Annotated in this window: 6 protein-coding genes; 5 read left to right on the top strand and 1 reads right to left on the bottom strand. The window is 35.8% G+C overall.

The genetic code is table 11. The features are described from left to right. Nucleotides 1-3: 3 nt before the first annotated feature. From IPZ78_RS01595 to IPZ78_RS01605, 3 genes are all read left to right on the top strand, one after another. A complete protein-coding gene (locus tag IPZ78_RS01595; protein ID WP_225551177.1) occupies nt 4-3183 on the top strand; it encodes a SusC/RagA family TonB-linked outer membrane protein in 3180 nt (1059 codons plus the stop codon). A 4-nt stretch (nt 3184-3187) separates the two neighbouring features. Then, nucleotides 3188-5032, top strand: a complete 1845-nt coding sequence (locus tag IPZ78_RS01600; protein ID WP_225551178.1) for a RagB/SusD family nutrient uptake outer membrane protein — start codon at nt 3188-3190, stop codon at nt 5030-5032. 92 nt (nt 5033-5124) lie between these two features. Continuing rightward, complete coding sequence (locus IPZ78_RS01605; RefSeq protein WP_225551179.1) at nt 5125-7479, top strand: glycosyl hydrolase 115 family protein; 2355 nt, start codon at nt 5125-5127, stop codon at nt 7477-7479. Nucleotides 7480-7542: 63 nt separating this feature from the next. Here IPZ78_RS01605 and IPZ78_RS01610 read toward each other — a convergent pair whose 3' ends face one another. Continuing rightward, complete coding sequence (locus IPZ78_RS01610; RefSeq protein WP_225551180.1) at nt 7543-8904, bottom strand: glycoside hydrolase family 28 protein; 1362 nt, start codon at nt 8902-8904, stop codon at nt 7543-7545. A gap of 162 nt (nt 8905-9066) precedes the next feature. Here IPZ78_RS01610 and IPZ78_RS01615 point away from each other — a divergent pair, with 162 nt between their 5' ends. Both IPZ78_RS01615 and IPZ78_RS01620 read left to right on the top strand, forming a co-directional pair. Next, complete coding sequence (locus IPZ78_RS01615) at nt 9067-11931, top strand: glycoside hydrolase family 2 protein (protein WP_225551181.1); 2865 nt, start codon at nt 9067-9069, stop codon at nt 11929-11931. Between the two features lie 208 nt (nt 11932-12139). Then, nucleotides 12140-13474, top strand: coding sequence for a rhamnogalacturonidase (locus tag IPZ78_RS01620; protein ID WP_225551182.1), 1335 nt, complete (start codon nt 12140-12142; stop codon nt 13472-13474). The last annotated feature ends 3 nt before the right edge of the window (nt 13475-13477 follow it).

Consider the following 13477-nt stretch of genomic DNA (forward strand, 5'->3'; position numbering starts at 1 on the left):
CGCATGATAAAGTTTAATAATATTTTCAATTCTAAGATTACTACTATTTGCCTGTTTGCGAGTCTTCAGGTTACCTCTGCGTATAGTCAGGAAATAAAGTCTGCAGCATTGGTCACACAGCAAAAATCGAATCATGTGAAGGGAATAGTAATTGATAGCCGAACAAATAAACCTGTTGCAGGAGCTCGTGTTACTTATGGTGTTGCTGTAGCAAAACTTACAGACAACAATGGGGCTTTTGAGGTAGATGTGAATAATTCATGGGCTGTAATTAATGTGTCTATGGATGGTTATATTCAGAAGTCTATACCTGTAGTATTTGATAAGCCTATACAAGTAAAACTATATCCAATAGGTTATAGTTCGAATTATGACGCTACTGAAACCGTATTTGGTAAAAATGATATATTACATTCAGCAGGTGCAGTACAGAAAGCTTATATTAATGCATGGGAGCAAAATTCTGAAACGATAACGAGTTATCTGCAAGGTAAAATGTCAGGTGTACAAGTTATACGTAAATCCGGAACTCCATCTATGGGAGCCAACTTGTTCGTGCGTAATATAGGCTCGTTGTTCACTCAGAATCAACCGTTGTATATTATAGATGGGGTAGTTTATAATGCTGAGATGTTGACCCCTTCTATTACATCGGGGCATGAGAATAATCCATTACAGCACATAGATTTGAGGGACATCCAAGATGTAACAGTTCTTAAGGATGCGGTATCTACAGCTATTTATGGTGCGCGTGCGGCGAATGGTGTTGTGGTTATAAATACAACACATGCAAATGAATTGGCAACTAAGATTGATTTTCAAGCGACGACAGGTTATAATTTTAGACCAAAGTCGATTCCAATGATGAAGGCTTACAATTACAGAAGCTATCTCAATGATGTATTGGCTACATCCAATTTTAGTGGTGAAGAAATTGCAGCAATGCCTTTCAATATTGATAACCCAAACTTTAGTTTGTACCCTGTATACCATAATGAAACTAATTGGCAAGATAAAGCGTTAAAAAATTCTTTAGATCAAAATTATTATTTGCGTGTAACAGGCGGTGATAATATTGCTAATTATGCATTGTCAGTAGGTTATAATAGTGATAAAGGAATTATTGACAATACTAAACAAGATAGATATTCAGCACGTTTTAATAGTGATATGCGTCTAGCAAATAAGCTTTCAGCACAAACGAATATATCAGTTGGTTATGGTCAACAAGCTCTTAAGGATCAAGGACTCTCACCAAAGACTAATCCTATATTCCTATCGATGATCAAAGCACCATTCTTGAATACAAATGATATGGCTGCTGATGGGACGATATCACCTAATTATGCAGAAGCAGATTACTTTGGTCTTTCAAACCCCATGCAGTTAATTTTTAATGGTGTGAATAATAAAAAGGCTTATCGTTTTCATGGGTCAATAAATTTTGATTACAAATTTAATAATTCATTTACCCTGAGTAATGTGACTGCAGTTACTTACGATAAAGCACAAGAAAACTTCTTTATACCTAAAAAAGGTGTAGCGAAGGATACGGTAAATAATATGGAGGTTTACAGTAGATTGGGTACACAGGTTGGTCGTTACTATGGTATATCAAATGATATACGATTAAGCTATCAAAAAGAATTACATAACGAATTGAAAGTTCAGGCTATAGGTGGTTTCCGTTATCATCAACATGATGCAGAACAAGATTATGCTATGGGGTATAACTCGGCGACAGATCAGTTAGTAAGTATAGGTAATTCTACAGCATCTTCTCGTTCGTATGGTGGATATATTGGCAAATGGGCTAATCAAACACTATATGCGCTTTCAAATGTGACTTTTAAAAATAGATATATCCTGAATGCAGCATTATCATTAGATGGTTCTTCAAGATTTGGTAGTAAAGTAGAGCAAGGAGTAGCATTGAATGGTCATAAGTATGGAGTATTTCCTGCAGTTGGTGCAGCTTGGATTCTATCTAATGAAGATTTCTTAAAAGGTAGCGAATCTTTGAATTTAGCAAAATTGAGAGTGAGTTACGGTATTGTAGGGAATGATGATATAGGTAATTTTAATGCTAGAGACATGTATGCATCTCAAAATTTCTTGGGAGTACAAGGGTTAGTAAGAGATGGTATTTCAAATCCATACTTGCAATGGGAAAATGTGGAGAAAATAAATGCAGGCTTGGATTTATCATTCGCTCAAGAGCGCATTAATCTAACGATAGATGTCTATAGAAATAGTACGAAAGATATGTTGTCGTATAATAGAGGTAATACGGTTTCTGGAGTTGCCTACTACCTTTTTAATAACGGACGCTTGGAGACTAAAGGTCTAGACTTAGGAGTATTTGGTCGTATTGTAGACTCAAAAGTAAAGTGGGATGCAAATTTGACAATGAGTCATGCAAAATCAAAAGTCATTAGCCTACCAGAGACAGCTTATAATTCCTATGCCGGAGCTACAATGATTACACGTGTTGGGGACTCACCAAATGCATTTTATGGGTATACTTTTGAAGGAGTGTATAGCACTTCGGCAGAAGCTTCCGCTGATGGATTGGGCATTTTGAATGTGGCAGGTGACAAAGTTCCTTTTAAAGCAGGTGATGCTAAATTTTCAGATCGTAATGGAGATAAAATTATTAATGAACAAGATAGAACTGTTATAGGTAATTCAAATCCAGTTATTTATGGCGGTTTAAATAATGCCGTAACATTTAAAAATTGGAAATTTGGTGCTTTGGTTACATATTCCCTTGGAAACGACGTGTATAATTATACCAGAGCGCAATTAGAATCAGGAAGTTCTTTCTACAATCAGACTGAATTGCTAAACAATAGATGGAAGGCAGAGGGACAGATTACTAATGTTCCTAAAGCAGCATACAATGATCCGATGGGTAACGCTAGGTTTTCGGATCGTTGGATAGAAGATGGATCTTACCTTAGATTGAGACAGGTATCTGTAGAGTATATGATCCCTGTGGATAAAGCTATATTAAAATATGTGCGCATATACGGTACAGCAAATAATTTATTGACATTTACTAAATATCTAGGATATGATCCTGAGTTTGCTCAATCTGCTGATATTTTAAATCAAGGTATAGATGTTACGCTTGAACCTCAATTCAGATCATTCCAATTAGGGGTACGTTTAGGGTTATAATATTATGAATATGATAAGATTTTCAAAAAGTTTTTTAATAGGTACAATTTGTACCAGTATACTTGCCATTTCGTGTAGTAAGACCTTGGAAATTCAGCCCGAGGATAAACTTGATCGGTCGCTAATTTACAATACGTTAGCAGATGCAGATGCAGCCGTGCTAGGTATTTATGGTCAGTTTGCCTCTTTAGGTGATAAATATATTATTTGGAATGAATTACGTGCTGATTTGGTAGACGTTACGAGAAATGCTAATCCTTTTTTGCAGCAAATTTCCAACCACGAAGTAACTGTCGATAATCCTTATGCAGATCCCTCTTTATTCTATAAAGTAATATTTAGTTGTAATGACGCACTTCATAATTTTAAGGTTATGGAGCAAGAAGGAAAGTTGAGTAATTCGGAGTTCAGCCAACGTTATTCCGATATTATGGTATTACGTACTTGGTTATATTTACAATTGGGAATTCACTTTGGTGATGTACCTTACATCGACAGTAATATTGAAGATGTAACACAGATTAAAGATTTAGGTAATAAACCTAAAACGAAATTTGATGATTTGATAGATATCTTAATAAATGATGTAAAAGACTTACCTTTTTTAGAATATTTTAGCTATCCAACGGGTACATCCCTGATTTTTACTACAGATGGTTATAATACGAACAAGATTTTTGCGAACAAGCCACATGTAATTGGAGAATTGTATTTGTGGAAAGGAAATTACCTAGAAGCAGCTCGATGGTATAAAAAAGTATTGTCTGCTGAGGATAAAAACTCTAATGTAAGTCAGCAGTTTAATCATAACCGTGTTGGATGGTACGATGGTCCAGATGCTAATATTCAAGTTTCATTTGCTCGTGGACAAGAAGGTTCATCATTGGTGAATTCATTGACAGAAGGTTGGAGAAGCCTCTTTGCATTGTCAAATACAAACAGACATTGGAATTCAGAATGGAACTGGGCTATCCCATATCACAATTCCTTCGCTCCAGGAAACCCATTTATTGAGTTGGCATCTAAAGAAGGTAATTATCAAATTAAACCATCCCAAAAATCGATGGATATTTGGAATAGCAAAACAAATATAAACGGTGTTCCTTGGGACGCACGTGGTAAATTATCATACACAATAGACGCTGCTGGAGATCCAGTTATTACGAAATATACAGACAATTCAAATTCTACTTTGACACTCTTAAATAAAGGAGGGCAATGGAATATTGCAAGAGCAGCAGGAGCGCACCTTCGTTTTGCCGAGGCAGCGAATCGTGATGGAAAGGGTCGTGTTGCTTATGCTTTATTAAATCACGGAATTAAGTCAGCATTTTACTATGGAGCATTTACTTCGGCAGGGGCTATTGCTGCGGGTAGTTTTTTTGAGTTAGAATCACAGATATCTCACGAAGGCTTTGGAGCGAGTCGAATCACTTTTTCTGAGTCATCACCCTACCATTTTGATGCACGAGATAATCAATACATTGTAAGAGGTGTTTGGTATAGAAATATAGGTGTGAGAGGACGAGCGATGTTGCCAGCAATATCTTTTCCAGGAATAAAATACGGACCAGGTACTGTAAGTAATTATGGCACAATGATGGTTGAATACAATGTTCCAGTAGTAGATTTGGAAGATAAAATCATAGAGGAAGCTGCTTTAGAACTTGCTTTCGAAGGTAGTCGTTGGTCAGATTTGATGCGTATAGCGAGAAGAAGAAATGATCCAGCTTTTTTAGCTGACAAGGTTTATGAAAAGTTACTAAAAGCTAATAATCCTAAAGCTGCTCAAGTAAGAGCGAAGCTACTGGATATGAATAATTGGTATTTACCATTTAAAGTTCAATAAAGAATATATTTTTCATTAAGTCAAAATCTGAATCACATTTGTGGTTCAGATTTTATCATATATAGCTCTACACTCTTAACACTAATTAAACGATGAATACATTACTTAGACGACTTATATTTTTACTCCTATTATGCACCACTATTGTAGCTGCCAAAGGTGATATATTATTTCAAAATGGCAAAGGTGTCAAGGTTTTACTCGAATTAAATACTGAAGAAGAAGTGATAAAAACCGCTTTGGATATCTTTAAGAACGATTATAAATCAGTTTTTGATTGGAATATTGATAATAATCAGCAAACTATTATTCGAGTAAGTTTAATAGGAGTATCTAAAGAACTTGAACAGCAGGTACAGATATCAGATTTAAATTTGTTAAGGAATAATCCAGAAGGATTTTTGATTCAGGTCATTGACAATGAATTGATAATATTAGGATCAGATAAACGTGGAGCTGCTTATGGAATTTTAGAATTGTCACGATTGATAGGTGTTTCTCCTTGGGTTTGGTGGGCAGATTCCACCCCCGAAAAATTGAAAAAATATTCCTTACCAAGAGGCTATAAATTGTTGGACTATCCCTCTGTAGCGCATCGCGGTATTTTTCTAAATGATGAAGATTTTGCGTTGTTGCCATGGAGTTACCTTACCTACGAAAAGGAAAGCAAGTCGGGAGAGATTGGACCACGGACGCACGAAAGAATTTTTGAATTACTACTTAGACTTCGCGCGAATACCTTTTGGCCAGCGATGCATGAATGTACTATTGCTTTTTATTTGACACCAAAAAATAAGGAGATAGCAGACAAATACGGCATTTACATTGGAACATCCCACTGTGAGCCTATGATGCGCAATACGAATGCTGAATGGAAATTAGCTGGACAAGGTCCCTATGATTATGTAAATAATCGGGAGTCTGTTGTTAAATTTTGGGAGGAGCGTGTCAGAGAACTAGCAGGCTCGGACAATATTTATACTCTAGGTATACGTGGTGTGCACGATAGCAAAATGCTAGGTGCGAATACCTTGGAAGAACAGCGTGTAGCAATTAATAATATTATCAAGGACCAACGTAAGCTTATTACCGACTTAGTAAATCCTAAGGTTGAAGACGTGTCTCAAGTATTTATTCCTTACAAGGAGGTCTTGGACGTGTATAAATTAGGCTTGGATTTGCCTGATGATGTGACCTTGGTGTGGTGCGATGATAATTATGGTTATATCCGTCATTTCCCTACTGAGAAAGAACAAAAAAGAATTGGTGGAAGTGGTATGTATTATCATGCCTCTTACTGGGGAAGACCACATGACTACTTGTGGTTGTCGACGAACCATCCAGCGCTAATCTATACCCAAATGAAAACAGCGTATGATAGAGGTGTGAATAATATTTGGGTATTGAATGTTGGCGATATAAAGCCTGCAGAATTCACTATTGAGTTGTTCTTGGATATGGCTTGGAATATTAATAAAATTGAAGACAACAAATCAGGTCTAGATCGTTATACTCAAAATTGGTATGGTCGAGAGTTTGGCAAGAAATCTAGCAAAGAATTGACAGAAATTACCAATGAGTTTTACCGATTAGCCTATATACGTAAACCTGAATTTATGGGCAATACGTATACGGAAGATAAAAACCCGGTTACTAAACAAGTTAAAGATATGCCTTGGTCTGAAAATCGTATTCGTCAACGTATCGAAGATTATCAAAGCTTAGAACAACGTGTCAAAAAGATTTATAATTCAATTTTACCAGCAAAGAGGAATAGCTTTTTTCAATTGGTAGAATACCCTGTGCGCGCATCTGCAGCAATGAATCTGAAGCATATGTATGCTCAATTAGCAAGACATGATAAAGAATCGTGGGATAAAAGTGATGCAGCTTTTGATCAAATTGTCCAAATGACCAACCAATATGATACGATATCGAATGGGAAGTGGCAAAGAATGATGAATTATAAGCCTCGTAATCTCGAAGTTTTTCATCGTGTTCCTCGTGAAAAGGCTGTACAACCGTTGAAAACAAATGAATCCTATATACGAATATTGGATGGGCTTGACTTTAAAAAATTCACTGGGGTAGCTCCTAAATCATATGGTTTGGGATATAATAGTAAAGCTATTCATATCGCTAAAAACACGGAAGTTCTTTACGAAATCAAACCAACATCATCCGGGGAATTGAATTTTGATTTTGCTCTGGCACCAAATCATCCAGTTGAAGGGAATAAGCTACGTTTCGCGGTTAGTATAAATGATGGTGATGCAAAGATAATGGAGATTCAGACTGTAGGTAGATCGGATGAATGGAAAGAAAATGTGTTAACCAATCGTGCACTTCGAACTTTGAAATTTCCTGTCGAATCATCTAAAAAAATAACTGTCAAAGTGAAAGCATTAGATGAAGGAATTGTTTTGGATCAGATTATGGTGTATTAACCTATATTCACCTATACCACGCACTTGCTATGCAGTGTGTGGTATAGGTGATTAATAATACAATTATTGGATTTGAAAACCTTCCACGAACTTATGTTGGTTTTTATCTTCGCTCGCATTTTCAAGTTGTACATTTTTCAATAATATATTCTTTACAGGTTCACTTGGATTGCCATTTATTTTACTAATGAATTTACCATTCGTAGTTACGATGTTTTCAAGATATACATTTTGTATAGGTGTTGTTTTCTTGATTCGAGTAGGGACGAGTGTGCGCCATTGATACAATACGTCAGTATCTATTCCCAGTATTCCATCTCTCAAATCATGTGCCTTTATATTCTTGAAATATACATTTTTTACATAGCCTCCCATGCGCTCATTTGTTTTTATAAACAATAGGTGCATGAGTTTAGCACCAACACCAGCTTCACAATTTTCGACCAAAATATTTTCAATTCCACCAGATAATTCGCTACCTATAGCAAGTAATTGATGTCCATCTTTCATCGTGCAATTACGAATAACAATATTTTTGGAAGGTGTTTGTAAACGCCATCCTTCGGGATTTCTTCCAGACTTGATCGCTACAGCATCGTCGCCTTGATCAAATACACAGTTTTCAATTAGGATATTTTGACTCATTTCAGGATCAATACCATCATTGTTGTGTCCATGTGCATAGACGTCAATATTGCGTACAACAATGTTTTTTGACAAGTATAAATGTACAGTCCAAAATGGACTGTTGCGAATTTTAATGTCTTCAATCAGTATATTCTCACAACGATTGAACTGCACAAATTGGGGGCGTAGGTTGGAGGTGTCATTTACCATGTTTCTATTTTCTACAGGTACACCATCTTGTGCCCAATTATACAGGTTTTTGATGCTTTCCATATGTGCCTGCGGACGTGGAAACCATTTTCGCCATACATCCATTTGCGCTTTAATAGTTCCTTTACCTGTAATGGCTATATTTTTAATTCCGAATGCATAGATTAACGGTGAATAATTGTAACATTCTAATCCTTCCCATGTGCTAAAAACGGCTGGTAAATAATCTTTTGGGTCTGCGGAAAAAAGTAAGGTGGCACCCTCTGATATATGTAAATTGACATTGCTTTTTAGGTGAATTTTTTTTGTTAACCATTCTCCGGTAGGAATGACAACGGTACCACCTTGTTGAGTCGCTTTTTCAATTGCTGTTTCTATGGCATGGGTGATTTTTTCTTTATCTCCAGCTATTGCTCCATAATTTCTGATGTCATAATTTGGAAGATTTGCAAAATTGGGGATTGTTATCTCAGGCATCTCAAAAGGTGCATCAACTTTAATGTTTTCCAGTTTTACACTAGTCGGTTGAGCCAAAGAAATTTGACAGCAACAACATAGAAAAAGTATTAATACTACGCTTGTTTTCATTTTGATAGGTATGATTATAATCAGTTGAATGCTACGAAAATATCTAAAAATTCAAGTGTAACCTAATTATTTGGATGGCTGATAAACAGGATAGGGCAGGTTGCTAGCCTATTGATATATTGCTAGCTTAGATGAACATCAATTATAAACACCTATTTACCTATGCTTCGAATTCTTAGTGCTTTTGTATTATTAATTTTAGTAGTAGCTAATTATGCTAAAACATTTGCTCAAACTGAAAAAGCTATTCAGTATTTATCAGGAAAAGATAATGAGAATACTGTAGACTGGGATTTTTGGGTCTCGGGTGGTCGTAAAGCAGGTCAGTGGTCTAAAATAGCAGTACCTAGTCATTGGGAGCAACAAGGATTTGGTAGTTATAACTACGGTAGAGATTATGTAACCTATGGCAAAAATTTTCAATTTAATGAAGAGTATGCTGTTTACAGACATAATTTTACTATTCCTACAGCCTGGAAAGACAAAAAAGTAAGTATAGTTTTCGAAGGTTCGATGACGGATACTGAAGTAAAAATAAATGGAAAAGTTGCCGGGCCTACACATCAAGGGTCATTCTATAGATTTGCATACGATATTTCGGACAAAATTAAAGTTGGTGGAAACAATACGATTGAGGTAGTCGTGTGGAAAATGTCCAAAGACCGAACGGTGAATAATGCCGAAAGACTAGCCGATTATTGGATATTTGGAGGCATATATCGTCCTGTTTATTTACAAGCTACACCTAAACAACATATTACGTGGACAGCAATTGATGCTAAAGCAGATGGTACATTCAAAACGAATATTCATGTTGAAAATATTCAGTCAAAGTCAAATGTAAAAGTTGATATTAAGGATAAATTGGGTAAAATCGTCGCTACAAATACAGTCGTGGTCAATCCTAACGATTCTGTTGTTTCATTGAAGTTAACTGTTAAAAATCCAAAATTGTGGACTGCAGAGACACCAAATTTGTACCATGCAGAATACTCTTTGTTGCAAAACAATAAGACTACTTATAAACAGAAAGAACGTTTCGGGTTTAGAACGATTGAAGTTAGACAAGGTGATGGAATCTATGTCAACGGCACCAAAATAAAGATGAAAGGTGTAAATCGTCATGTTTGGTGGCCTGAAACAGGACGTTCAGTAAATAAAAATATTGATTTGCAAGACGTCAAGTTGATCAAAGAAATGAATATGAATGCTGTCCGTTGTTCACATTATCCACCTGATAAAGCTTTTTTAGAAATTTGCGATTCCTTGGGTTTGTATGTTCTAGACGAATTGGCGGGTTGGCAAAAGGCATATGGCACTGATGTTGGACGAAAATTGGTTAAAGAGTTGGTAATGCGTGATGTAAATCATCCCAGCATTATTCTTTGGGCGAATGGAAATGAAGGTGGTCACAATAAAGAACTAGTCGCTGAATATGGTAAATATGATTTGTCAAATAGAACAGTTATTCATGCGCATCATAGACCAGGGAATGAAATTAATGGAATAGATTGTAATCATTATGAAGATTATTATTCAACAAAAAAAATCTTAGAAGGTCCAAATATATATATGCCTACTGAATTCTTGCATGCACAGGATGATGGGGGGGCTGCTGCTGGATTAGCAGATATTTGGGAATTGCATTGGAAGTCGAAATTGGGTGCTGGTGGTTTCATTTGGAATTTGGCGGATGAAGGATTGGTTCGTACCGATTTTAACAACCAGATTGATATAAATGGGGTAAATGCACCTGACGGTATACTTGGGCCACATAGACAAAAAGAAGGTAGTTTTTATGCTATACGGGAGATTTATGCGCCGGTTCATATTAAAATGAAAAAATTGCCTATTGCTTTTGATGGAAGGATATTAGTGGAAAATAGATATCATTTTACCAATTTGAATTCATGTAAGTTTGAGTATAGACTTGTTAATTATCAAAAGCCATATGCAAATACTGCAGGCATAGCGAATGAGATTGTAAAGGCTGTCGCTAGTCCAACAATAAATCCTATAGACAGCGGTTTTGTGCAACTTAATTTGCCAGCGAATTGGAAGGATTATGATGCGTTATTATTAACCGCCGTCGATCATCATAATAAGGAAATATTCACATGGTCATGGCAAGTGAAAAATAGCAGTCATGTCACGGCATCTATCTTACCATTAGATACACGTACAGCTGTAGAATCAGTAGAGGATTCACTGAATTATAGTTTAAAAGCAAATGGCATAACGGCTTTTATTTCTAAAAAAACAGGGTTACTTGTTGATTTGGCTAATGATTATAGTATGAAAATGGCATTCAGAAATGGGCCAGTATTAGTTAATGGTACATCTACTTTTGTATCTATTCAACGAAAGGATGATGGAGAGAATAAAGTTATTGAAGCACTATACCAAGGGGATTTAAAATTTATTCGCTGGACAATGCGTCCTGACGGCTGGTTAAAGTTAGATTATCAATACCATTTGAATGCTGATGTACCTTTCGCGGGGGTGAGTTTTGATTTTCCAGAAAGCTACATGCTTTCAGCAAAATGGTTGGGCAATGGACCTCATCGCGTATGGAAGAATAGGACGCAAGGAGTCTTTCGTAATAATTGGGAGAAGATGTACAATGACTCTAAGCCTGGAGTAGGTCCGTGGAATTTTCCAGAATTCAAAGGTTATTTCTCGAATATAAATTGGATACAGTTTAATAGCGTACAAGGAAAATTCTTAGTGGCTACAGATCAGGACGATTTGTTTGTTCGACTGTTTGATTTTCACGGAATGTCAGGTCCTCAAGGGTATCCACAATTGCCAAAAGGTAATGTCTCTTTCTTAGATGCAATACCAGCTATTGGGTCTAAATTGGCACTAGGTATAAATAACAACGCTGGTGTAAACGGTCCTGCAGGTGAATTGAACAAGATGCGTGAGCCAGTGACTAGAACATTATATTTTTACTTTGGGACTCCAAAAGGTTCTAAAGATAATACTCAATTTGAAATGCCAAAGGTGAATGTGCTCACAGATTAGCAAGTTTATAGTTTATTAATAATTGTATGGTTAAAGCAAATCCTTTGGGATTTGCTTTTTTTATGTAACTAATTGGATATAAACATCCAAATAAGACTAAAAACAGGATGCTACAGGTTGGTTAATAATTTTATTGTTAATAGTTTTAGTTGTCTATCTCTGGCACATAGATGAGCCAAATTATAAATCTTAGATAATAATTGTTTCGATGAAAAATTCAATGATAAACATCCTATTTACTTGTTTGATGATAAGTACCTTATCTGTCTTTGGTCAACAAAAATTTCCGAATGGAGAACCAATAAGTGCTTGGTTTTCGGATGCAAAATTAGTTGATGTAAATACCTTAGGTAAAAAATATAAAATCACAGATTTTGGTATAATCCAAGATAGTACAGTAATTCAGACCAAAAAAATTCAAGCTGTTATAGATAAAGCCCATGAAGCAGGAGGAGGTGTTATCATCGTTCCTAAAGGAGTGTATTTGAGTGGTTCTTTGTTTTTCAAAGCAAATACACACTTACATCTTGAAGAAGGTGGGGTATTGAAAGGTAGTGATGATATTTCAAATTTTGAATTATTAATCACCCGCATGGAAGGACAGACGTTGAAATATTTTGCAGCACTAGTAAATGCCGATGAGGTGAATGGCTTTACAGTAACAGGTAAAGGTATGTTGGATGGTAATGGACTTCGTTATTGGAAATCATTTTGGTTACGTAGAGGTTTCAACCCGAGTTGTACGAATATGGATGAAATGCGCCCTCGTTTATTGTACGTGTCGAATAGTAAAGATGTGCAAATTTCAGGTATAAAGCTTCGCAATTCCCCATTTTGGACTACACATTTTTACAAAGTAGAAAATTTAAAACTTTTAAATCTTCATATCACAGCACCTAAGGAACCCGTGAAAGCACCTAGTTCGGATGCTGTAGATTTGGATGTATGTAAAAATGTATTGATCAAGAATTGCTACATGTCTGTGAATGATGATGCTATTGCCTTGAAAGGTGGTAAAGGACCAAAAGCAGATATAGATCCAAATAATGGTCCTAATTCAAACATTATTATCGAAAACTGTGCATTTGGTTTCTGCCATAGTGCTTTGACTTGTGGTAGTGAATCAGTTTTGAGCTACAATGTCATTTTCAGAAATAATACAGTAGATAATGCACAAAAAGTATTGCAGTTAAAGATGCGTCCTGACACCCCACAAGAGTACAAAAACATTACATTGGAAAATGTGAAAGGTACGGCAAAGAGCTTTTTATTTATTAAGCCTTGGACACAGTTCTTCGATCTAAAGGGTGAGAAAGATATCAAGATGTCACATGCTAAAAATATCATCTTCAAAAACATTGATTTGGAATGTGAAATTTTATTCGATGTCATTAATTCACCACAATACACACTTTCTGACTTTTCGTTTATCAACATGAATGTAAAGTCTTCTCGAAATGGAACGATAAAGCAGAGCTATATTCAAAACTTCACATTAAATAATGTGGTAGTTGATGGTAAAAAAGTAACTCAGGAGAACTAATAG

The sequence above is a fragment of the Sphingobacterium bovistauri genome (assembly GCF_020295405.1).
In the GTDB taxonomy this organism is placed as follows: domain Bacteria; phylum Bacteroidota; class Bacteroidia; order Sphingobacteriales; family Sphingobacteriaceae; genus Sphingobacterium; species Sphingobacterium bovistauri.

Coding starts and splice junctions, on each gene's coding strand:
- IPZ78_RS01595 (WP_225551177.1), top strand. CDS start 4: ATGATAAAGTTTAATAATATTTTCAATTCTAAGATTACTACTATTTGC.
- IPZ78_RS01600 (WP_225551178.1), top strand. CDS start 3,188: ATGAATATGATAAGATTTTCAAAAAGTTTTTTAATAGGTACAATTTGT.
- IPZ78_RS01605 (WP_225551179.1), top strand. CDS start 5,125: ATGAATACATTACTTAGACGACTTATATTTTTACTCCTATTATGCACC.
- IPZ78_RS01610 (WP_225551180.1), bottom strand. CDS start 8,904: ATGAAAACAAGCGTAGTATTAATACTTTTTCTATGTTGTTGCTGTCAA.
- IPZ78_RS01615 (WP_225551181.1), top strand. CDS start 9,067: ATGCTTCGAATTCTTAGTGCTTTTGTATTATTAATTTTAGTAGTAGCT.
- IPZ78_RS01620 (WP_225551182.1), top strand. CDS start 12,140: ATGAAAAATTCAATGATAAACATCCTATTTACTTGTTTGATGATAAGT.